Below are 21765 nucleotides of genomic sequence, written 5' to 3'. Positions count from 1 at the left end.
CGCGCTAAAGTTGTCTCACCTATGGCACGGACACCACCGAGCGGTAAACGGCCTCGCGCCAGCGACAAACGGCCACGCGACCGCAAGACGCAGCTCGCCGCCGTCGCGGCCGAGCTGTTCCGTGCTCGCGGGTACCACGGGGTGGGCATCAACGACATCGCCTCGGCCGCCGGCATCACCGGACCGGCGCTGTACCGCCACTTCACGGACAAGCAGGCGATCCTCGCGCACGTGCTGCGGGCCGGGCTCGGCGAGCTCGAGGCAGCCACCGACGCCGCGTTCGGCTCGGCCGAGCACGCCTCGAACGGCCGGGTCGGCACGCTGCTGACCGAGCTGGCCGCCAAATCGGTGGAACGCCGCGACACGGCGGCGCTGTGGCGCTGGGAGGGCAGGTACCTCGACGCCGACACTCAGCGAGACCTGCGGGAACGTTCCGCCGCGATACTCGCGACGTGGACCAAGATGCTGCTGCGGGCCCGGCCCGGACTCTCACCCGAGGACGCCGAACTGCTGTGCTGGGCAGGGCTGTCGGTGTTCGGCAGCGTGTCCGTACACCGCACGAGCGTGCCGAAACGGCGGTTCGAACAGCTGCTCGTCGACATCGCAGGCCGCGTACTGAGGGCCGATCCGCCCGGCGCCGGGGCCACGGCGGACGTCGACGTCGCAGCCGCGACCGAACCGCTCACCACCCCGTCACGCCGCGAACAGATCCTCACCGAGGCCACCGAGCTGTTCTCCTCCCGCGGATTCAGCGCCGTCAGCATGGACGACATCGGCCGCGCGGTGGGTATCGCCGGTCCGAGCGTGTACCGGCACTTCCCGAGCAAGGCGAACCTGCTCGGCGCCATCGGCCGCAGGGCGGGTGATCGGCTCCTGCTGAGTGCCGAGGACGCGCTGCGCTCCGACGGCGAATGGCCCGCGCTGCACCGGCTCGCCGAGTCCTATGTCGCGACGCTGACCGGCCAGCCGGAACTGCTCGTGTCGTTCTCCGTCGACCGCGTGCACATCGACGAGCGTGACCGGCCGGACCTGTTGCGGATCCAGCGGGAGTACGTCGCCCGCTGGGTCCAGCTACTGGAGGCGGCCCGTCCCGAGCTCGACACCCGCGAAGCCAAGATCACCGTGCACGCCGCACTGACGGTGGCCAACGACCTCACCCGCACCCGCCGGGTGAACCGCAGGCCGGGCCTGCCTGCCGACCTCGTCACCCTGATGAGCACCGTGCTGGGCAGTCCCACCCCGGAACGCGAGACGACCGGGCAGAACCCGGCGGCGCAGGACGTGCCGGGACAGGACGGGCCGGACCGAACCGCCTCGGGGCAGGGCTGATCGGGGCAGGGCTGATCCGGTGCGGACCGTGCCGGGTGAGGACGGACCCAGCCCCCTACTGGCGAGTCTTCGGTGTTCGAGTTAACCTACTCACGAGTAGGTAACCGAAGGGGATGACTGTGGCTCGACAGAATCCGCAGCAGGGGCGCGACGCCATGGGGCTCGGCCTCGCCGCGCTGAACCAGCTGGCAGGCAGCAAGCTGATCGATCGCGCGGGGCTGCGCAAGCCCGTGGAGAACCTCGTCTCGTCGGCCACCCGTGCCGGCTTCCGGGCGGCGGGCGCGGCGAATCGCACGTTCACGGCGACGACACGACTCGGCAAGCCCGCGCGGCTCGAGAAGGCGCCCGAGGCGGCGTTGTTCGACCTGGAGCCCTCCGAAGAGCAGCAACTGATCGTCGAGACGGTGGACGAGTTCGCGGCGGAGCAGCTCCGCCCCGCGGCCGCCGAGGCCGACGACAAGCTCGCTCCTCCGGACGGGCTGCTGAGCCGTGCCGCCGAGCTCGGCGTGACGCAGATCGGCATCCCGGAAGAGCTCGACGGGGTCGGCTCCGAGCGCTCGGTCGTCACCAACGCGCTGGTCGCCGAGTCGCTCGCGCACGGCGACATGGGGCTGGCCGTAGCGGTGCTCGCGCCGTCGGCGGTGAGCAACGCGCTCGTGCAATGGGGTGACGCCGAGCAGCAGGCCACCTACGTGCCCGCCTTCGCAGGCGAGCACGTTCCGGCCGCCGCACTGGCCCTGCAGGAACGCGCACCGTTGTTCGATCCGTTCGCGCCGAAGACGCGTGCCAAGCGCACGCCCAACGGCTACCGGCTGGACGGCGTGAAGTCGCTCGTGCCACGCGGTGCCGACGCCGAGCTGTTCATCGTCTCGGCCGACCTCGAAGGCCGCGGCCCCGCCCTGTTCATCGTCGAGGCGGCCACGGCGGGCGTGTCGGTCGAGGCCGAGCCCGCGATGGGCCTGCGCAGCGCCGGTACGACGAAGCTCGTGCTCAGCGACGTGACGCTGCCCGCGGGTGCGCTGCTGGGCGGCGGCAGCCGGGAGGTGTTCGCCGACGTCGTGCGCCTCTCGCGTATCGGCTGGGCTGCGCTGGCGTGCGGCACGGGCAAGGCCGTACTCGACTACGTCGTCCCGTACGTCAACGAGCGGGAGGCGTTCGGGGAGCCGATCAGCCACCGCCAGGGTGTGGCGTTCCAGGTGTCGGACATCGCGATCGAACTGGAGAGCATGCGGCTGACGATGCTGCGTGCCGCCTCGCGGGCCGAACGGGGCAGGGACTACGCCCGGGAGGTCGCGCTGGCCCGCAAGCTGGCGACGGACAAGGGCATGCAGATCGGCAGCGCGGGCGTGCAGCTGCTCGGCGGGCACGGCTTCATCAAGGAGCACCCCGTGGAGCGCTGGTACCGCGACCTCCGCGCGATCGGCTCCGTCGACGGCATCGTTCTCCTGTAGAGCAGCGCAGAAAGGGCTTGCAGTGATCAACCTCGAGATCCCGAATAAGGCCAAGGCGCTGGTCAACCAGGCGCATCAGGCGGCCGCGGAGGTGTTCCGGCCGAACTCCCGCAAGTACGACCGGGCCGAGCACGCGTATCCGACCGAGTTGGACATGCTGGCTTCCCTGTTGGACGGTCTCAATTCGTCCGGCGAGGGCGGTGCGGGTGCGTCCGGCGTGCGCGCGGACGAGGACCGGAAGGACACGGGCAACCGCAACGGCGGCAACCTGTCCACCGTGCTCGGCACGATCGAGATGTGCTGGGGTGACGTGGCGCTGTTGCTGTCGATGCCGCGGCAGGGCCTCGGCAATGCGGCGATCGCGTCGGTGGCCGATGGCGAACAGCTGGAGCGCTTCAACGGCAAATGGGCCGCGATGGCGATCACGGAGCCGAGCTTCGGCTCCGACTCCGCGGCGGTGAGCGCAACCGCGGAGCTCGACGGCGACGAGTACGTCCTCAACGGCGAGAAGATCTTCGTGACCGCGGGCGAGCGGGCCGACTGCGTCGTCGTGTGGGCCACATTGGACAAATCGAAGGGCCGCGCGGCGATCAAATCGTTCGTGGTGGAGAAGGGCACACCGGGCTTCGAAGTGGTGCGCTTGGAGCACAAGCTCGGTATCCGTGCTTCGGACACCGCGGTGCTGCGGTTCGACAACTGCCGGGTGCCGAAGGAGAACCTGCTCGGCAGTCCGGAGATCGACACCCAAAAGGGCTTCGCGGGGGTCATGCAGACCTTCGACAACACCCGCCCGATGGTCGCCGCGATGGCGGTCGGCGTCGCGCGGGCCGCGTTGGAGGAGACCCGGAGCGTGCTCGAACAGGCGGGTGTCGAGATCGACTACGACCGGCCGGCGAACACGCAGAGCGCCGCGGCTGCCACGTTCCTGCAGCTCGAAGCCGACTACGAAGCCGCATACCTGCTGACGCTGGAAGCGGCGTGGATGGCCGACAACCGCAAGCCGAACTCGCTGCAGGCGTCGATGGCCAAGGCGAAGGCCGGCCGTTCCGGTGTGGACATCACGCTGCGGTGCGTCGAGCTGGCCGGGGTGTACGGCTACACGGAGGAGTCGCTGCTCGAGAAATGGAGTCGCGACGCGAAAATCCTGGACATCTTCGAAGGCACGCAGCAGATCCAGCAACTCATCGTGGCGCGCAGGCTCCTGGGGAAGTCGAGCGCCGAACTGAAGTAGGACTGCTGTCCCACGACCGCCCGGCTGCCGTCACCCCTGCAGCCGGGCGGTTTTCGCTCGGCGCCCGGCTGCTCGGCTCCCGGCTGCAGAGCGCCCTATTACAGGGCGCCGCAGTGCGGGCCACCGGGCTCGCGGTGAGCGGCGTGGGCCGCCCTGTGTGGCGTCGTCACGCGGGTGACGCCGGGATCGCCGTCGAGATATCGCGAACGAGCAGTTCGACCGAATCTGACCAGCGCGAGACGACGACCAGGTCCCGGCTCGGATCGACCCACACGAGATGACGGTTGCCGCATCCTCGGGCACAACGTCCCGAGGACGGCGCCGCATCGAACACGCGCTGCCGGTCGTTCAGCCACCACAGGTACCCGTAGTCCGGATTGGCCGAACAGGGCCACCAGCTCGCGTCGATCCACTCGGCACTCAGGAGGCGCGTCCCGTGCCATGACCCGCGCGCGAGGAACAGCTCGCCCAGCGACAGCAGGTCGGCCGTGGAGATCCACAATCCGCCACCCCAGTGCGCTCCACCCGAGACCACCGGCAGTTCCACGCCGTCGACCGTGACCACCGAATCGCGATAGCCGTGCCACGACCATGTCGTCGACGCGCCGAGCGGGTCGAACAGTTCGGTACGGGCCACCTCGTCCAGCGGCCGGCGCCACAGCACGGTGAGCGCGAGCGCCAGCAGGTTGACGCGCACGTCGTTGTAGGCCCACTCCGCACCCGGCTCGGCGTAGGCGGCCGAACCGCCGTCGCGCAGGCTCTGCGCATCCACGTCGGCCGGTTTCCCCCACAACTCACCCGCCCACCCGCTCGTCTGCTGAAGCAGGTGCTGCCACGTCAGTTCCGGTCCGAGGCGCACCGGTACGTCGACCGTGGTTTCGACCGGAGCGTGCACGTCGGGGAGCAGACCGCGGTCGAACGCCACACCCGCGAGCGCGGAAAGAACCGTTTTGGTGACCGAGAAGCACATCTCGGGCCGGTCGACGTCACCCCACTCGGCGAGAATCGTGCCCCGGCAGCTGACCAGACCACTCGCGCCACCGCCCGGCAGCAGAGGTCCGACGACATCACGGTGAGACAGATCGCCGACCTGCGCCGCATGAAACGCGGCCATGTCCTCGATGCCGGGAGTGCTGCGACGCTCCGCCCGCACCACGGCGCCGAGAATCGCCTCGAGGTCCGCCGAGTCCCGGCCCGATCCCATATCGCAGCAACGTGCCACAACGGCGCCGCGACAACAACGCGGGAGGTGCACACATCCCGGGAACAGCGCATCCCGGAAACGCAGGCGCCGGCAGCGTTTCGTTGAGGGACAGTGGCCGGGCGCCGGGCGAGAGCAACACGGACCCCGGAAACCACAACACGGTTCCCGGAGACCACAACACGGTTCCCGGAGACCACAACACGGACCCCGGGAAATGCAACACGGCACCCGGAGAACGCAACACGGGTGCACAGGAGGTGCACGGGTGCAGGTACCCGCGGCCGCGCACCTCCCGCGGAGCTCCCGCGGAGCGATCAGCCCGCGATCAGCCGACCGTCAGCACGAGCTTGCCGCGGACGTTGCCCACCTGACTCACCCGCCACGCCACGGCGGCCTCGGCGAGCGGATAGGTGCGGTCGACGTGCACGCCGAGCTTGCCGGCGTCGGCGAGCCTGCCCAGTTCGGCGAGGTCGGCGGCGCTCGGCCGGACCCACAGGTACCGGCCGCCGTACTCGGCCACCGCAGGGTCGGCGACCGACACCACACGTGCGGCGTCCGTCGTGACCTGCCGCGAGACCTCCACGGCCTCCTCCCCTCCTGCGAAGTCGACCGCCGCGTCGACGCCGGCAGGCGCGAGTTCGCGAACCCGGTCGGCCAGGCCCTCGCCGTACGAGACGGGCTCCGCGCCGAGCTCGCCGAGGAACGCGTGGTTGCGTTCGCCTGCTGTGCCGATCACCCGCGCACCGAACTCCTTCGCCAACTGGACACCCAGCACGCCGACCCCACCGGCCGCCGCGTGGATCAGTACCGTGTCCCCCGCGCCGACTCCCAGCCTGCGCAACGCCTGGTATGCGGTGAGTCCCGCCAGCGGCAGTCCGGCCGCCTGCGCCCAGTCGAGTGAGGCCGGCTTCGGGGCCAGCAGCCGCACGTTGGCCGAGACGTACTCCGCGTACGAGCCCAGTTCCACATGGTCCTTGCGGACGTAGCCGATCACCTCGTCGCCGACGGCGTACTCGTCGACGTCCAGGCCGACCGCCTCGACGACACCGGCCACGTCCCAGCCGGGGATCAGCGGGAAGCGGGCCTCCATCACCGGGTCGAGCCCGCCGGCGGCGAGCTTCCAGTCGACGGGGTTGACGCCGGCCGCCTTCACGCGCACCAGCACTTCACCGGGCGCCACCTTCGGATCCGGGTGGTCGGCAACGGTCAGTTCGTCGGGTCCGCCGTACTGATTGAGAACGATCGCCTTCATACCCCGCGTAACAAGGCGGTTCCGGACCCGCATTCCTGCGGTCACCCACCCGAACGCCCATCGCCCCCCTGCGGCGTTCCGGTGCCGGCGCCGACGTAGTCGGAACCACGCCCGGGCGTGTACCCGCGCCCGGGCCGGGACTCTGCCCGCACCCGCACTCGGGGGCGGGAATAGCACCGGTACCCCTGCCGTTATGGTGGATAGTTGAACGCACAACTACCTGAGGCAGGGTGACAAGCGATGCAGTTCGGGATCTTCACCGTCGGGGACGTCACCACGGACCCGACCACCGGCACGACGCCGACCGAGAACGAGCGGATCAAGGCCACGGTCCGGATCGCGCGCAAGGCCGAGGAGGTCGGACTCGACGTCTTCGCCACCGGCGAGCACCACAACCCGCCGTTCGCCGCCCCGCCGAACCCGACGGTGCTGCTGGCCAACATCGCGGCGCAGACCGAGCGGATCGTCCTGTCCACGGCGACGACCCTCATCACCACGAACGACCCGGTGCGGCTCGCCGAGGACTACGCCTATCTGCAGCACCTCGCCGACGGCCGCGTCGACCTGATCATGGGCCGCGGCAACATGGGCCCGGTCTACCCGTGGTTCGGTAAGGACATCCGCCAGGGCATCCCGCTCGCGATCGAGAACTACTCCCTGCTGCACAAGCTGTGGCGCGAGGACGTCGTCGACTGGGAGGGCAAGTTCCGCACACCGCTGCAGAGCTTTACGTCGACGCCGCGCCCGCTCGACGGCGTGCCGCCGTTCGTCTGGCACGGTTCGATCCGCAGCCCGGAGATCGCCGAGCAGGCCGCCTACTACGGCGACGGCTTCTTCCACAACCACATCTTCTGGCCGTTCGAGCACACCCGCCGGATGGTCGAGTTCTACCGGCAGCGCTGGGAGCACTACGGCCACGGCCCCGCCGACCGCGCGATCGTCGGGCTCGGCGGACAGGTGTTCATGCGCAAGAACTCCCAGGATGCCGTGAACGAGTTCCGGCCGTACTTCAACGACGCCCCGGTCTACGGCGGCGGACCGTCGCTGGAGGAGTTCACCGAGCAGACCCCGCTCACGGTGGGCAGCCCGCAGCAGGTCATCGACCGCACGCTGACCTTCCGCGAGAACGTGGGCGACTACCAGCGCCAGCTGTTCCTGCTCGACCACGCCGGCCTGCCGCTGAAGACGGTGCTGGAGCAGCTCGACCTGCTCGGCGAAGAGGTCGTGCCCGTGCTGCGCGAGGAGTTCGCCAAGAACCGTCCCTCGCACGTGCCGGACGCCCCGACACACGCCTCGCTGCTGACGGCCAAGAACGCCGAGACCGTGACTGCGGGTGAGGCCCGATGAAGCTCACCGTCGTGTCCGCGGGCACCACGTCTCCGTCGTCGACCCGGCTGCTGGCCGACCGGCTCACCGAGTCGCTCACGCAGCGGCTCGGGGACAACGGCGGCGAGCAGCCGGACGTGCACGTCGTCGAACTGCGCGACGTGGCCGTCGACATCGCCAAGAACATGGTGACGGGCTTCCCGAGTCCGGCGCTGCAGGCCGAACTCGACGCGGTGACCGGTGCCGACGGCGTCATCGCGGTGACCCCGGTCTACTCCGCGTCCTACAGCGGGCTGTTCAAGTCGTTCTTCGACGTGATCGACAGCGGCGCCCTGGCGGGGATGCCCGTGATCATCGGGGCGACCGGCGGCACACCGCGCCACTCGCTGGCCCTCGACCACGCCCTGCGCCCCCTGCTGTCCTACCTGCGCGCCACGGTGATGCCGACCGGCGTGTACGCGGCGTCGCAGGACTGGGGCGGCGAGGACACGAACGAACTGCACGCCCGCATCGATCGCGCAGCAGGCGAGCTGGCGGGTGCGATGGCCGGAACGCCGAGAAGCCGCCGCGCCGGCGACGGCTTCTCGGACTTCGTCCCTTTCGAACAGCAGCTGGCGAACCTCGGTCAGCTCGACGTCTGAGCGAGCAACCTGCCCGCACCCGGCACCGTCGCCGGCAGGCCCAGCTCGGTCAGAATGCGATAGGTCGTCGCGGTCGCCGCCGAGAGCACAGGCAGCCCCGCCGCGTCCTCGACCGCCTGGATCGACGGCAGCGACGGCATCTGGACGCACGCCGAGAGGACCAGCGCGTCCGCATTGGACAGATCCAGCTTCTTCCAGTGTTCCCGAAGGTCGGCCGGGTCCAGCTTGCCCACGGCGAGGTTGTCGGCGACTTCGAGGCTGAGCGCGTCGACGACTTCGATGCCCGCGTCCTCGATGTAGTCGGCGACCATCTTCGTGAGCGGTTTCAGGTACGGCGTGACGATCGCGACCCGCTTCGCCCCGAGGGCACCGATACCGTCGAGCAACGCACCGGCGCTGGACACCACGGGGGCCGTCGCACCTTCGGCGCGCATGGCCGTAGTGATCGCCTCCTCCGCGGTGCAGTGGTAACCCGGCCCCTGCGCCATGATCGCCACCAGGCACGCCGTGGCGACCACATCGGGCCGCGCGTCCGCCAGCTCGGCGGCCGCCCGTTCCGACTGAGCGTTCATCGCCCGCAGCTGTTCCTCGGTGACCTGCTGCATGCGGGTCCGTGCGCTGTGGAACACGAACCGCTCCGACGGATCGGCCTCCTCCCGCGCACGCAACATGCGCGGGAGTTCGGTCTCCATCGTCAGATTGGAACTCGGAACGATCAATCCGATGTGGTGGTCGGCCACGGCGATCACTTCCCGCCCGGCCGCATGTCCGGTACGACGACGTCGCCGTCCACCACGATCGGCTCGTCGTCGAGGAACAGCGAGCAACCGCGCATCGGGATGTCGAAGTGACACGGCGTGTCGTTCGGTCCGCCGAGCTCGTTGTTCGGGCCGATGGAAAACATCACGTTGCCGTAGAAGCTGCGCAGTTCCATACCCATACCGCCCGGGAACTGCGTCAGACCGTGCCACTGCGCGCGCTCGTCCAGGCCCCACCCGACGTGCGACATGCCGTAGCCGCGCGGGTCGTCGAACGACTTGATGTACGAGGCGAGCAGGTCCGCGTCCAGGCTCGACGCGCCGTCGACGCCGCGGATGTCGGTGATGAACCCCTTCTCGATGGTCAGCTTCACCGGGTTCTGCACGTACGTGTTGAACGGCAGGAGCACATCACCCGGTGCGAGCACGATGGTGCCGTCGACCCCATCGTCGGCACCTCCGGTGAACACGAAGGCGGCGGGCCAATGATCCCACCGGCCCGGGGTGTCGGTGTAGCCGTACTCGGTCATCGTCGGATACACGCCGAGCTGGTACGTCACGTCCGTCCCGTGCGGACTCGTGATCCGCATCGTCCTGGCCTTCTTGAGGATCTCGTCGCCGACCTCGACCCGTTCCCGCAGTTCCCTGGTCGGCATGAGCCTGGCCAGCAGCGGTGCGGGTTCGACGCACGTCAGGATCCGCGTACCGGCGTCCTGGATCGCGAACTGCTCCTTGCTGAACAGCAGGAACGTCAGGTCCACGAGCATGTCCGCCTGCTTGAGCGCGTCCACCGCGAGCGGATTGCCCGCCAGCCCTGATTCGCCGACCGCCCATGCGCCGGACGCATCCGTCGCGTCGGGAAGCCGCATGTGGTACGTGCTCGCGCCGAGCTGCTGGGCGGCGAACATGAACGAATCGGCGTAGTCCGCCCGTTCGGCACCGCGCGAGAGCACGGCGATGGTCTCCGCCTCATGCACCCCGCTGAAGGTGAGTTGCCGGAGGCAGATGTCATTGAGCTGGTTGGGATTCATTGGTCCTCCACATTCATCGCGTCGCCGAACTTGCGCTGGCCGTGACTTGCAGGGCGGTGCGCACCGAGCTCAGTGCGCCCTCCGGGTTGTCCCAGAACACCATGTGTCCGGCGTCCGGGATCTCGATCAATCGGGCGTCCGGATTGGACTCCGCCGCCTCACGTGCTCCGTCCGCCGTCACGACGGGGCTGTTCGCGCCGTACAGCAGTGCCGGAGCGGCCGGAACCGAAGGCCACGTGTCGAAGAAGTCCTCGTGTTCGAAGCCGTGGTGCGTCGCGGTGATCGCTTCCGTTCCGCAGCTGGCGAGCCAGCGGGCCCGCAGTTCGTGCTCCCGCCTCGGCCAGGTGGGCCACCATCCGGCCACCTCGTCGGCGTCGGTACCACGCTGTGCCTGCTCCAGCTGTGTCAAGAACATCTCGAGCGTGGTGGGATACGGCCCGCGGCCGGGCCCGCTCATCGGCGGATCGACCAGCACGGCTCCCCGGACGTCCACAGTGGTCGCCGCCACCGCGGCGATCCGCGCACCCATCGAATGACCGAGCAGGATCGACCGACCCAAGCCGAGGGCGTCGATGATCGCGGCGGTGTCCTCGGCGTAGTCGTGCAGCGTCGCGGAGGAGCCGTCGTCCGACAAGCCACGACCGCGCACGTCGACCACGACCGGTCGGCCGAGGTCGGTGAGTCGCCGGGCCACGAAGTCCATGGTGATCGCCGGGCTGGTGATGCCCGGCAGGACGACGACGGGCACGCCGTCGCCGCCGTAGTCCAGTACGTGCAGGCGCAGGCCGTCTTGTTTCACCACCCACCGGCTCGTGGCGGGCACATCCGCGAGGTCGGCCAAGGCGGCTTGAGTGAGAAGGCGTCGGGTCATCGAGTGCTCACCGGTTTCGGATTCGTCAGATAGTGCAGGGCGTCGTCGAGGTCGATCACGTCGCCGTACTTGGCATGGATGTCGAACAGGGCCGCATCGTGCGGACCCGGGGAACGGTCGCCGACACACTCCCGCGGCACGAGTACAGGGAAGCCGGACTGGACGGCGTCCACCGCCGTAGCACGTACGCAGCCGCTCGTCGTGGCGCCGCACACCAGCACCGTGTCGCAGCCGGCCGCCGCGAGCATCGTGGCGAGCGACGTTCCGAAGAAGGCCGATGCGCCCTTCTTCGTCACGAGGTGGTCCCCCTCGCCGACGGGAAGCCGGTCGTCGATCGCGACCTCGGCGCTTCCTTCCACCAGCGATCGCATGCCCGCGGCCTTGTCCAACCACGGCAGTGCGCCTCCGCGCGCTTCCGCCGGGGTATAGGCGATCGTGGTGTAGACGACCGGCACGCCGCTCGCCTTTCCGCGTTCGACGAGCGTCGCAGTGGCACCGACGACCGCGGTCAGGTCGGCACCCGTCGGATACTCGTCACGGGTGAACCCGTTCGTCAGGTCGACCACGACGATCGCCGGTCGCACACCACGGCGAACGGGTGCACCGAACCCCGCCTCGGCATACGTCTCGTCGGTGTCAGTTCCGTACACGGCGCACCTCCTTGAGTTGCTTGGCCTGCGCACGGACGGTGGCCAGGAGCCAGCCCTGGGCCACGCCGACCGCGAACGCGCCCGCCACGGGCAGATACTTCGCGAGCGGTCCGGTGACCAGCGCGAGACCGTCCAGTTCCGACGGATTCGATGCCGTGGCCGTGGCGGCCGCCGACGAGACGTCGGGCTGCAGCGAGTGCACGCCGCTGGCGTCGGCTCCCTGCTCCTGCGGCCCGCCGCCCGCCAGCAAGGCCGAGAGATTCACCGCGAACTGCTGGAGGATGCGATCCGAGACCTTGTTGATCGCGCCCTTGCCGAACTGCGCGATCTTGCCGCGGATCACCAGGTCGGTCTTGAGGGACACCGTGGTGCCCTCGCCGGATTCGGCCAGCGTCACCAGCACCTCGGCCTCGGCGTCGCCGTTGCCGTGTGCGTCCGACCCGCGTCCCTGCAGGCGCAGCGAGAGCTCCGTGTCGTTGACGTCCAGAAACCGCACCACGCCTGCGTACTCGGCGGAGATCGGGCCGACCTTGACCTTGACGCGGCCGCGATACGCCTCGCCGCCCGTATCGTCGTCCCGTCCCTCGATCGCCGCCCCCGGCACACATCCCGCCACGCGTTCGACATCGCCGAGCAGGGCGAACACCTCGCGCGGGGGTGCCGATACCGACATCTCGTGTTCGAGGATCATGCGCTGGTCTCCTTCGCGTCGCGCCTGCGCTCGGCGCAGTCCTGGATCGAATCCACAATGGTCTGATACCCCGTGCAGCGGCAGAGATTGGACGACACGACCTCGCGGATCTCCTCGCGGTCGGCATCCGGATGCTCGGCGAGAAACCCTTCCGCGAGCATGAGAAACCCCGGAGTGCAGAAGCCACATTGGAGTCCGTGATTCGCGGAGAACGCACATTGCAGGTCTGACATCGTCCCGTCGTCACCGGCGAGCGACTCCACGGTCCGGACATCGCTGCCCTCGGCCTGCGGGGCGAACATCAGGCAGGAACGAGCCGGATCTCCGTCGACCAGCACGGTGCACGCACCGCACACGCCGTGTTCGCACGCCACGTGGGTCCCGGTCAGCTCGAGATCGTGCCGCAGCGTGTCCGCCAGGGTGCGGCGCGCCTCGACGGCTACTTCGTGAGAAGTACCGTTGACCTGCAGGGTCAGCAGCACCTTGTCGGGTTCGGTCACGGAGCGACCTCCAGTGCGCCGGTCAGCGCGTCGAATACCTGTTGCGGGGTGATCGGCGTGTCGTTCAGCTCCACACCGGCGGGACGCAGCGCGTCGTTGACGGCGTTGAGCACGGCCGCGGGCGCGCCGATCGTGCCGCCCTCGCCCGCACCCTTCGCGCCGTTGTCGGTGAACAGGCACGGCGTCTCGATGTGGTGCATCGCGACGTCCGGGATCTCACAGGCCGTCGGCACCTTGTAGTCGAGGAAGCTCGCCGCCGACGGCTCCCCGTTCTCGTCGTAGGTGACCTTCTCGAACAGTGCGCCCGCGATGCCCTGGGCGATCCCGCCTCTGGCCTGACCGTCGACGACCTGCGGGTTGATCGCCACCCCGCAGTCCTCGACGCAGACGTACCGCAGGATCTCCACCCGCCCGGTGTCCCGGTGCAGCTCGACGACCACGCCGTGGGCGGCGTTGGAGAACGTGCCGTCACCGACGCCGTCGAAGCTCGCGCTCGCCTGCAGGCCCGGTTCGGCCTCCTTCGGCAGCAGGTGCGACCTCAGATAGGCCACGTCGGCGATGTCCTGATAGGACAGTCTCCGATCGTGGTCGTCCCGCTGCTGCACGCCCTCGTCGGCCAGTTCGACGTTGTCACGCCGGGTTTCGAGCAGGTGCGCTCCCAGGTCGAGGAGTTTTCCGCCCAGGTTGCCCGCGGCGAGTGCCACCGCCGTCCCGCCGATGGTGATCGACCGGCTGCCGAACGACCCCCAGCCATAGGTCACGCGGTCCGTATCGCCCTGCTGGATCTTCACCTTGTCCACGGGCAGACCCAGTTTGTCGGCCACGATCTGCGCCATGGTCGTCTCGTGGCTCTGGCCGTGGCTCATCGTTCCCGTCGTGACGACCACCGTGCCGGACGTGTCCATCCGGACCTCCGAGAGGTCGAAACCCGGAACGGCCTGCATCTTGCGCTTGGCGAACGCGTCGGAACCGTAGCCGGTGCGCTCGTTGAAGCACGCGTACCCGATACCGAGGACCCTTCCCTGTTCCGCGACGGAGCGTTGCGTCCCGTACCAGCCCTCGTCGGCGAGCACGCGCTCGCACAGGTTCAGCGACTCGAGATACGAACCCGGGTCGTAGGTCACGTTGTTGATGCCGGTGTACGGGAACACCGTGATCAGATTCCGGCGGCGCACCTCGAGCGCGTCCAGCCCGAGCTCCCGGGCGGCCCGTTCGACGAGCCGCTCCATCACCATCACGTGTTGCGGACGGGACACGCCTCGGTACGGGGCCGTCGGCGCCTTGTTCGTCGCGATGGCACGTCCGCGGACCCGGTATGCGGGTACCCGGTACACGCCCGGCATCTCCGACGACGCCATCAGCGGCTCGATACCGACGGTGAACGGATAGCACGAGTAGGCGCCCATGTCGCACAGCACGTCGACGTCCAGGCCGAGGATGCGACCGGTCTCGTCGAACGCCGCCCGCGCCTCGTAGCGCTGCTCGCGGGCGAGGAACGACGCCGACAAGGCATCCTTGCGGTCCTCGATCCACTTCACCGGCCTGCCCGCGCGAGTCGCGGCCGCGGCGACGGCGATCTCCTCGCGGCCCACCACGCACTTGATACCGAACCCGCCACCCATGTCCGGAACGAGCACCCGCACGGTGCTCTCGGACATGCCGAGCGAGCCCGCCAGCACCGTGCGCACCTGGTGCGGCACCTGTGTGCACGTCTGCACCAGGAGTTGCTGTGCCCGCGCGTCCCAGCCGGCCACGACACCTCTGGTCTCCAACGGCAGCGCGTTCTGCCTGCCGGCCCTGGCCCGCACGTGCACGACACAGGGCGCCTCGGCGAAGACGTCGTCGATACCGTCGGAGGCGAACATCGACACGTCCAGCAACACGTTGCCGGGCGCCTCGTCGTGCACCGCGTTCGCACCGGGGGTCAGAGCCTGCTCCTCCGACAGCACCGGAGGCGTGACGTCATAGGTCACATCGGCGGCCTCGATCCCGTCCTCCGCCGCGTACGGATCCTCGGCAAGGACCACCGCCACCGGTTCACCGACGAACCGCACCCGATCGCGCGCCAGGATCGGCATCGACGTCTCCGTGTGCTCCTCCGGCGGCCGGTCGAGCCGCGGCGTGATGTCGCCGAGGTCCAGGTCCTCGGCGGTGAACGCGGCCACGACACCCGGCACCTCCAGCACGCGCGACAGGTCGACCGACGTGATGTGTCCGCTCGCGACGGTGCTGCGCACGAACGCGGCGTGCAGCATGCGCGGAAGGTGGATGTCGTCGACGAATCGCGCCTCGCCGGTGAGCAGCCGCGGGTCCTCCTTCCGCGACACGGCGGCGCCGATCCACGTTCCGTCGGCGCGGAAGCCCGGTTCGTTCGCCCTGTCTCCTGTCGCCACTTCCGATGTCACCGGGCCACCGCCTCCTCACACGCACGGATCACGAGATTGCGCACCAACGCCCTGCGATACTCGGTGCCGGCATCGCCGTCGGCAGGCGGATCGACGGCCTGCGCAGCCGCGTCGGCACACGCCTCGAACAGGTCACGGCACGCCCGGCCTCCTGCCTGCAACACCCGTTCGGCCTCCGGGACACGCACCACGGCGGGCCCGACACCTCCGAGTGCCACCCGGCCGCCTGCCACCGCACCGCTGCCGACATCCAGATCGACGGCGGCGGACACCACCGCGAAGTCACCTTTCCGCTCGGCGAACTCCGTCACAGCGGCATGGGGCGCCGGCCTGCCGAACACCACCTCGACGATCAGTTCGTCATCGGCGAGCAGTGTCGTATAGAAGCCGAGGAACGCATCGCCGGCGGCGATGGTGCGACGTCTACCTCCGGCGCCCGCCACCACGATCTCCGCATCCAGCAGCACCGCGAGCAGGCACCACTCCGCGGTCGCGTCGGCGTGCGCCAGGCTGCCGCCCACCGTGCCCCGCGTCCGGATCGGCAGATGCCCGATCCACCGCATCGCCTCCCGCACGACATCGAAACCCGTCCCGAGGTCGGCCGTCTCCACGGTTCGGTGGGTGGTCAGCGATCCCACCCGCAGGGCTTCGGGGCCTGCGTCCACGAAGGACAGTTCACGCAGTCCGCCGATGTCGATCAGGTGTTCCGGGCGCGCGAGGCGGAAGTTCATCATCGGGATCAGGCTCTGCCCGCCCGCGAGGAACTTGGCGTCCTCCCCGAGCTCGGCGACCAGGTCCGCCGCACCCGCGACATCGCGTGCCCGGTGGTATGTGAACGGCGGTGGCTTCATCGCGTCACTCCTCCCCCGTCCGGGCCGCGGGCATGGGGTCGGGATCCGGCGCGCCTTCCTCGACCCGGTCCAGTTCCCTGCCCTTCGTCTCGGGCGCGGCCACGGCCATCCACACGACGGCGGCAAGAACGACCGCGCCGAGCACGACGAACGTATTGGTCAGACCCAGGACCGGCCAGAGCAGGCTGCCGAACACGAGCGGGATGAATCCGCTGAAGACCCGGCTCATCGAGGAGGCCCATCCGAATCCGCTGGCCCGGAGGTGGGTCGGATACAACTCCGAGACGTAGGCGTACAGCACCGGAATCGCGAGCTGAACGACGAATCCGAAGATGCCGAGCCAGACCAGGCCGACCGTTTCCATGCCGAGCGTCAGCGAGAACGCCACCAGCACCACCGAAGCCAGCGGCGCCGACAGTCCCAGCACCCACTTGCGGCCCAGCCATTCGACGAGGAACACCGAGGTGACAACACCGAGAATACCGATACCGGTCATCAGGGTCGTGTTTGCGAACGCGGCGTAGGTGTCGTAACCCTCTTCCCTGAGGATCGACGGCATCCAGGTGAGCGCCACGTAGTAGACGGTCATGATCGTGATGAACAGGACCCACGCCACTGACGTAATCCTCGGATTGAACGTCCAGATCATCCGGAGCTGGCTCACGGCGGCACGCAGACCGCCCTTGGTCCGCTCCGGCTCGTCGGCGGTCACGGAGTAGTGCTGCCTCGCTGCTCCGGTCTGCTCGACCAAGCTGTCGACCACCACACGCGCCTCCGCTTCCCTGCCGTTCTTCGCCAGGTACAGCGGTGACTCCGGAATCCCACGCCGAATCCAGAACAACAGCAGTGCGGGCACGACCATGATCACGAGCATCCAGCGCCAGTTGCCGTCCAGCGGGGAGAGGAAGGTCGCCGACAGTCCGCACAGGGTCCCGCCGATCGGCCACCACAGGTCCATCGCGGCAAGCACCTTGCCTCGCACCCGGCGCGGTGAGAACTCCGCGACCAACGCGTAGTCGACGGGGATACAACCGCCCAGTCCCACGCCGGCGAGGAATCGGAACAGCAGGAAGATCTCGTAGTTCGGCGACACCGCCCCGAGTACCGAGAACAGCGCGAACAGGGCCAACGTGATGCTGAACGCCTTCTTGCGGCCCATGCGATCGGCGATCGTGCCCCACAGGACCGCACCGACCGCCATGCCGATGAGGTTCGCTGTGGCGACCAGGCCACGCTCACCCGTGGTCAGTCCGAAGTGGTCTCCGACGAGCGGCGTGAGAAAGCCGTTGAGGATGACGTCCCAGGCGTCGAACATGTACCCGAGTCCGCCGATGATGAAAATCTTTCCCTGGACGGACCACTTCCAAGGTAGGTCCTGAACGATCTGCTCGGCCGTTTTCATTGCAGACCCTGCCTTTTCTTCCGTGGGTGGGGACTGGAAGTGTGCATCGGTGCCGCTTTCGCCGGCACCACGTTCATCAGGGGAAGCGGCTCATCTGGAGAACTGGTAGGCGAACGATTCGACGTCCGGGTCGTTCAACGGGGTCCCGCTCCACAACCATTTGTAGGACACGTGGGACTCGCCGGTGAAATTCTTCAGCTTCGCGTCCCGGTCCCGCTGCTCCGGCCCGTCGGGCAGGTGATAGAACCGCTTGTTCTCGAGCGAGGCGTCCTGCACCATGCCCGCGTGTTTCGCGCGCCGCGACACGTATCGGGTGAGCGCCTCTTCGACGCCGGTCACCGGCACCGTTCCGAGCTCCTCGGCCAACACGGCCGCATCCTCCATCGCCTGCGACGCACCCTGGGCCTGATACGGCAGCATCGCGTGACAGGCATCGCCCAGCAACGCGACATGACCGTCCATCCACACCGGATCCGGCCTGCGGTAGTACAGGGCGAACGCCATCGCGTCGCCTTCCGCTTTGGACAGCATCGCCGGCACTCGGTCGTCCCAGCCCGGGAACGCGTTCACGAGCTCGTCCGCCCCGACGGGCGCGCTCCATTTCTCCGCGACCTCGTCGCTGCACGGCACGAGCGCCACGATGTTCAGATACTCGCCACCCCGGATCATGTAATGCACGAGATGCCTTCCGGGGCCGTACCAGATGGTGCTCTGGAACCGATCCACCAACCAGCGTGTCGCGGGGTCGGCCGCGATCTTGTCGCCCGGAATCAGCACACGGTAGGCCATCTCACCGGAGAACTCGAGAGTGTCGTCCATACCGATCAGATCGCGTACTGCCGAGCGAATACCATCCGCACCGATCACGACGTCGCTTTCGTATCGCTGACCGGATTCGGTCAGCACTGCGGGTCGACGGCGCGTCTCTGTGTCCACTGTGGTCACACGACTGCCGGTGTGCACTTCGACCACTGGGCCGGGGCGCCGCTCGTCGAGGCAGGCCTCGAGCAGCACCTTGTGCAGGTCGGCGCGGTGGTAGTGCCAGTAAGGGGCGTTGTAGGTCTGCTTGCAATACTCACCGAGTGAGGTCAGACCGATGATGCTGCCGTCCTGCCAACGACGGCGCACCTGGTCGAGCGGCTCCGTGTGGATCGCCTCCAGCTGCTTGCGCAGCCCCAGCCCCGTGAGCACTCGACTGGCGTTGGGCGCGGTCTGAATCCCCGCACCCACTTCGCCGAGCTGCGGAGCCCGCTCCAGTACCGTCACCCGAAGTCCCTTTTGCCGCAGGGCGAGGGCGGCCGTCAAACCGCCGAGACCGCCGCCGACGACCGTGACCTCATAGGACTGACTAGCGTGCACAACGCCTCCACATTGCCGTGGCCACACGGTCGGAAAAATCCGTCCGCGTTCGGACTGATTTGATCCGAACACGGACTAACTCCGGAAGTCAACAGGAGGACGCAGGTTTAATGTCCGGAAACAAGCTGTTATCACGGCCGTCCGCACAAGCGGCACACGAAAACGATCCGGCGTAATACGCCGGTCATGACGCGACGAGCAGGCGAGCCCCGACACCGGCCGACGGCGGCCGGAGCAGTGGCGACGAGATCCGGGCGACGGGAGCCGAAAGATCAGTCCTCGACCAGGGATTCCCAGTACTCGGCAAGAGCGTTCAGCTCCGCCAGCCATTGCTTGGTGACGGTGACGTCGTTACCCTGAACGAGCTTCTGGTCCAGGTCGCGAGCGCGGCGGTTCACACCGGCCAACTGCTCGTGGCCCTCGTCGGTCAGGTACAGGAGCTTGCGGCGCCCGTCGTTCTCGGCCGTTTCGCGCGTGAGGAGCCCGCGCGCCTCGAGGCGGCGCACGACGTCGGCCATCGTCGACCGGTCGAGTGCGGCGACGTGCGCCAATGATCCTTGATCCTCGCCCGGATAATCGTCAACGGCGACGAGCACGGCGAACTGAGGGCCCGTGATACTCGCGTCGACCATACGCACCCAAACAGCGAGGTAGGCCTGGTAGAGCCTGCGTGCGACGTACCCGGGTGCGTCCAGCAGCTCCTGCGGAATCGGCAGTTCGTCCTCGGCCACCACGGCCCTCTTGCCGTTCACCACGGCTCCACCCTTTCCCGTCGGCAGCCTCGGCCCGGGACCCTCCGTACCCGGACCATTCGCACGATACCCGGCCGCCACGTGCCGGAGTGACGGTTCGTCCTACCGCGGGCTCGAATGCTCGTCGACGAACTCGTCGATGTGGTGCCACGTCGTGGTGCGTGCGCGCCGTCCGGTGAGCACGCCGAGGTGACCCCCGGGTGCGACGTGGAAGCGCGCCTCCGGGGCGTTCTCGAGCAGTCCCACCAGCCGCTCCACGGCACCGCGCGGCGCGATGCTGTCGTTCTCGCCCGCGATGACGAGCGTCGGGATGTCCAGCTTGGACAGGGAGATCGTGCGTCCGTCGAGTGCGAACGTGCCCGCGGACAGGTCGTTCGCACGGAAGAACCGGTGGTAGATCTGCCCGAACGTGCGCCCCGGGTAGGCGAGCATGTTGGCCATGAAATGGTCGACCGCCTCGATCTGTGCCAGGTAGTCGCGATCGTCGAGGTTGCGCAGCACGGCGAGCGGCTTGGTGATCTCCTTCTCGATCCCGGTCGCGCGGAACACCTGCGTCACCACGGCCGACGGCGCACCGCCGAACATGCGGTAGAACGGCGTGAGGATGTGCCCGCCGGTGAACTCCACGAGCGGCCGCAGCGGCGCCACCAGCGGGATCGCGGTGTAGTCGAACGGCGAGGCGATCGTGGTCAGCGACGCGATCGGCAGTTCGGGCCGGTCGGCGGCCGTCAGCACGGAGAAGATGCCGCCGAGGCACCACGCGACGACGTGCACGGGCCTGCCGCCCGCGTCCTCGCTGACCTTGCGGATCGTGCGCGGCAGGACGTCGTCGATCCAGTGCTCGATGCCCAGATTGCGGTCGGCGAACGCGACACTGCCGTAGTCGACGAGATAGGTGCGCCTGCCCGCGTCGGCGAGGTGCTCGGCGAGGCTGCAGCCGCGCCGCAGGTCGAAGCACAGCGCGGGTGCGGCCAGCGGTGGCACGAGCAGCACCGGGTCGCCCGACGCGGGCGCCTGCTGCCCGGTCATCCGGTAGACCGAGCGGTTCGGGCCGCGGTCGATCAGCACCCGCGGCACCGGCCGGAGGTCCGCGACGCCGCCCTTGGCGACCTTGTCGGTGACATTCGCCGCCATCGACGCCAGCTGAGACGGAATCGGGAGCACCAGGACCTCCAGCCGGCTCGGGTTCAGCTCGTGAGCGTCAGAATACGCGGCCCGTCTTCGGTGATCGCGATCGTGTGCTCACTGTGCGCGGTGCGCGACCCGTCGGCCGAGCGGATCGTCCACCCGTCCGGGTCGTAGACGATGCGATCGGTGCCGGCTGCGAACCACGGCTCGATCGCGATGGTCAGCCCCGCGCGCAGCGGCATTCCCCTGCCGGGACGGCCCACGTTGGGCACATGCGGTTCCTCGTGCATCGTGCGGCCGAGACCGTGTCCGCCGAACTCGGTGTTGACCGGGTAGCCGTACCGCGACGCGACCTCCCCGACGGCCGCCGAGACGTCACCGAGGCGGTTGCCCAGCCGGGCGGCCGCGATCGCCTCGTCCAGTGCGCGTTCGGTCGCCTCGACGAGCCGCACGTCGCCGCGCCCCACGTCACCGGGCCGCGGCGTGCCGACGATCACGGTGCGTGCCGAATCGGCCACCCAGCCGTCGATCGAGACGGCCATGTCCATCGTCAGCAGGTCGCCGTCCCGTAACTCGTAGTCGTGCGGCAGACCGTGCAGCACGGCGTCGTTGACCGCGAGGCAGATGACGTTGCGGAACGGCCCCTTGCCGAACGACGGCGCGTAGTCCCAGTAGCAGGACTCGGCGCCGCGGTGCTTGACCATGTCGCGGGCGCGATGCTCGAGGTCGAGCAGGTTGACACCGGGTTCGGCCCGCTGCGCCAGATCGCCGAGCACCTCGGCGACGAACGTGCCGGTCACGTTCATCGCCTCGATCTCGCCGGGGGTCTTCAGCTCAACCATCGCCTGCTTCCTCCACCACGGGCCCGCGCCCGATCGCCGCTGCGAATACTTATACCGGTATTCTTATCACGGCAATCCGGAGGTGGCGACA

General features: G+C 68.8%; 20 protein-coding genes. 5 read left to right on the top strand and 15 right to left on the bottom strand.

The window, feature by feature from the left end:
* The first annotated feature begins 21 nt into the window (after window positions 1–21).
* The 3 genes from LY41_RS09980 (at window position 22) to LY41_RS09970 (ending at window position 4011) form a co-directional block, all read left to right on the top strand.
* Complete coding sequence (locus LY41_RS09980) at window positions 22–1329, top strand: TetR/AcrR family transcriptional regulator (protein WP_253863584.1); 1308 nt, start codon at window positions 22–24, stop codon at window positions 1327–1329.
* 155 nt (window positions 1330–1484) lie between these two features.
* A complete protein-coding gene (locus tag LY41_RS09975; protein WP_253864074.1) occupies window positions 1485–2780 on the top strand; it encodes an acyl-CoA dehydrogenase family protein in 1296 nt (431 codons plus the stop codon).
* A gap of 22 nt (window positions 2781–2802) precedes the next feature.
* On the top strand, window positions 2803–4011 hold the full coding sequence (locus LY41_RS09970) for an acyl-CoA dehydrogenase family protein (RefSeq protein ID WP_253863583.1): 1209 nt from the start codon (window positions 2803–2805) through the stop codon (window positions 4009–4011).
* A 166-nt stretch (window positions 4012–4177) separates the two neighbouring features.
* Here the strand turns inward: LY41_RS09970 and LY41_RS09965 are convergent, their stop codons facing one another.
* Together LY41_RS09965 and LY41_RS09960 are read right to left on the bottom strand one after the other, a co-directional pair.
* Window positions 4178–5215 carry a serine hydrolase domain-containing protein gene (locus LY41_RS09965; protein WP_253863582.1) on the bottom strand — a complete coding sequence of 346 codons (1038 nt, stop codon included), beginning with the start codon at window positions 5213–5215 and terminating at the stop codon, window positions 4178–4180.
* A gap of 325 nt (window positions 5216–5540) precedes the next feature.
* Window positions 5541–6467 (bottom strand): NADP-dependent oxidoreductase, encoded by a 927-nt coding sequence (locus tag LY41_RS09960; RefSeq protein WP_253863581.1) that lies wholly within the window; start codon window positions 6465–6467, stop codon window positions 5541–5543.
* Window positions 6468–6707: 240 nt separating this feature from the next.
* Here LY41_RS09960 and LY41_RS09955 point away from each other — a divergent pair, with 240 nt between their 5' ends.
* Together LY41_RS09955 and LY41_RS09950 are read left to right on the top strand one after the other, a co-directional pair.
* Window positions 6708–7814 (top strand): LLM class flavin-dependent oxidoreductase, encoded by a 1107-nt coding sequence (locus LY41_RS09955; RefSeq protein ID WP_253863580.1) that lies wholly within the window; start codon window positions 6708–6710, stop codon window positions 7812–7814.
* Window positions 7811–8434, top strand: coding sequence for an FMN reductase (locus LY41_RS09950; RefSeq protein WP_253863579.1), 624 nt, complete (start codon window positions 7811–7813; stop codon window positions 8432–8434). The genes LY41_RS09955 and LY41_RS09950 overlap by 4 nt, the downstream gene beginning before the upstream one ends.
* On the opposite strand, the gene LY41_RS09945 is transcribed toward LY41_RS09950, so the two are convergent.
* The 13 genes from LY41_RS09945 to map form a co-directional block, all read right to left on the bottom strand.
* Window positions 8419–9174, bottom strand: a complete 756-nt coding sequence (locus LY41_RS09945; protein WP_308292223.1) for a maleate cis-trans isomerase family protein — start codon at window positions 9172–9174, stop codon at window positions 8419–8421. The genes LY41_RS09950 and LY41_RS09945 overlap by 16 nt on opposite strands.
* A gap of 5 nt (window positions 9175–9179) precedes the next feature.
* Window positions 9180–10223, bottom strand: a complete 1044-nt coding sequence (locus LY41_RS09940) for a 2,5-dihydroxypyridine 5,6-dioxygenase NicX family protein (RefSeq protein WP_253863577.1) — start codon at window positions 10221–10223, stop codon at window positions 9180–9182.
* Window positions 10224–10236: 13 nt separating this feature from the next.
* The gene (locus LY41_RS09935) at window positions 10237–11094 is read right to left on the bottom strand and encodes an alpha/beta fold hydrolase (protein ID WP_253863576.1); all 858 of its coding nucleotides are present in this window, start codon (window positions 11092–11094) and stop codon (window positions 10237–10239) included.
* Complete coding sequence (locus LY41_RS09930; RefSeq protein WP_253863575.1) at window positions 11091–11744, bottom strand: isochorismatase family protein; 654 nt, start codon at window positions 11742–11744, stop codon at window positions 11091–11093. Before LY41_RS09930 ends, LY41_RS09935 begins: the two co-directional genes overlap by 4 nt.
* Window positions 11731–12435, bottom strand: coding sequence for an SRPBCC family protein (locus tag LY41_RS09925; protein ID WP_253863574.1), 705 nt, complete (start codon window positions 12433–12435; stop codon window positions 11731–11733). Before LY41_RS09925 ends, LY41_RS09930 begins: the two co-directional genes overlap by 14 nt.
* Window positions 12432–12935, bottom strand: coding sequence for a (2Fe-2S)-binding protein (locus LY41_RS09920; RefSeq protein WP_253863573.1), 504 nt, complete (start codon window positions 12933–12935; stop codon window positions 12432–12434). Before LY41_RS09920 ends, LY41_RS09925 begins: the two co-directional genes overlap by 4 nt.
* Window positions 12932–15340 (bottom strand): xanthine dehydrogenase family protein molybdopterin-binding subunit, encoded by a 2409-nt coding sequence (locus tag LY41_RS09915; RefSeq protein ID WP_253863572.1) that lies wholly within the window; start codon window positions 15338–15340, stop codon window positions 12932–12934. The genes LY41_RS09920 and LY41_RS09915 overlap by 4 nt, the downstream gene beginning before the upstream one ends.
* Complete coding sequence (locus LY41_RS09910) at window positions 15337–16191, bottom strand: FAD binding domain-containing protein (protein WP_253863571.1); 855 nt, start codon at window positions 16189–16191, stop codon at window positions 15337–15339. The genes LY41_RS09915 and LY41_RS09910 overlap by 4 nt, the downstream gene beginning before the upstream one ends.
* Before the next feature lie 4 nt (window positions 16192–16195).
* Entirely contained in the window at window positions 16196–17593 is a 1398-nt protein-coding gene (locus LY41_RS09905; RefSeq protein ID WP_253863570.1) for an MFS transporter, read from the bottom strand.
* A gap of 90 nt (window positions 17594–17683) precedes the next feature.
* Window positions 17684–18952, bottom strand: a complete 1269-nt coding sequence (locus LY41_RS09900) for an FAD-dependent monooxygenase (protein ID WP_253863569.1) — start codon at window positions 18950–18952, stop codon at window positions 17684–17686.
* Window positions 18953–19224: 272 nt separating this feature from the next.
* Window positions 19225–19704, bottom strand: coding sequence for a MarR family winged helix-turn-helix transcriptional regulator (locus tag LY41_RS09895; protein WP_253863568.1), 480 nt, complete (start codon window positions 19702–19704; stop codon window positions 19225–19227).
* A gap of 102 nt (window positions 19705–19806) precedes the next feature.
* Window positions 19807–20838 carry an alpha/beta fold hydrolase gene (locus tag LY41_RS09890; RefSeq protein ID WP_372493178.1) on the bottom strand — a complete coding sequence of 344 codons (1032 nt, stop codon included), beginning with the start codon at window positions 20836–20838 and terminating at the stop codon, window positions 19807–19809.
* A gap of 53 nt (window positions 20839–20891) precedes the next feature.
* Window positions 20892–21674, bottom strand: coding sequence for a type I methionyl aminopeptidase (gene map / locus LY41_RS09885; protein ID WP_253863567.1), 783 nt, complete (start codon window positions 21672–21674; stop codon window positions 20892–20894).
* Window positions 21675–21765 lie beyond the last annotated feature (91 nt).

This window comes from Prauserella halophila, from assembly GCF_024171895.1.
In the GTDB taxonomy this organism is placed as follows: Bacteria; Actinomycetota; Actinomycetes; order Mycobacteriales; family Pseudonocardiaceae; genus Prauserella; species Prauserella halophila.
This window is presented reverse-complemented; position numbering and strand designations above follow the sequence as displayed.

Coding starts and splice junctions, on each gene's coding strand:
- LY41_RS09940 (WP_253863577.1), bottom strand. CDS start 10,223: ATGAATCCCAACCAGCTCAATGACATCTGCCTCCGGCAACTCACCTTC.
- LY41_RS09960 (WP_253863581.1), bottom strand. CDS start 6,467: ATGAAGGCGATCGTTCTCAATCAGTACGGCGGACCCGACGAACTGACC.
- LY41_RS09905 (WP_253863570.1), bottom strand. CDS start 17,593: ATGAAAACGGCCGAGCAGATCGTTCAGGACCTACCTTGGAAGTGGTCC.
- LY41_RS09925 (WP_253863574.1), bottom strand. CDS start 12,435: ATGATCCTCGAACACGAGATGTCGGTATCGGCACCCCCGCGCGAGGTG.
- LY41_RS09980 (WP_253863584.1), top strand. CDS start 22: ATGGCACGGACACCACCGAGCGGTAAACGGCCTCGCGCCAGCGACAAA.
- LY41_RS09935 (WP_253863576.1), bottom strand. CDS start 11,094: ATGACCCGACGCCTTCTCACTCAAGCCGCCTTGGCCGACCTCGCGGAT.
- LY41_RS09950 (WP_253863579.1), top strand. CDS start 7,811: ATGAAGCTCACCGTCGTGTCCGCGGGCACCACGTCTCCGTCGTCGACC.
- LY41_RS09965 (WP_253863582.1), bottom strand. CDS start 5,215: ATGGGATCGGGCCGGGACTCGGCGGACCTCGAGGCGATTCTCGGCGCC.
- map (WP_253863567.1), bottom strand. CDS start 21,674: ATGGTTGAGCTGAAGACCCCCGGCGAGATCGAGGCGATGAACGTGACC.
- LY41_RS09890 (WP_372493178.1), bottom strand. CDS start 20,838: ATGGCGGCGAATGTCACCGACAAGGTCGCCAAGGGCGGCGTCGCGGAC.
- LY41_RS09955 (WP_253863580.1), top strand. CDS start 6,708: ATGCAGTTCGGGATCTTCACCGTCGGGGACGTCACCACGGACCCGACC.
- LY41_RS09910 (WP_253863571.1), bottom strand. CDS start 16,191: ATGAAGCCACCGCCGTTCACATACCACCGGGCACGCGATGTCGCGGGT.
- LY41_RS09975 (WP_253864074.1), top strand. CDS start 1,485: ATGGGGCTCGGCCTCGCCGCGCTGAACCAGCTGGCAGGCAGCAAGCTG.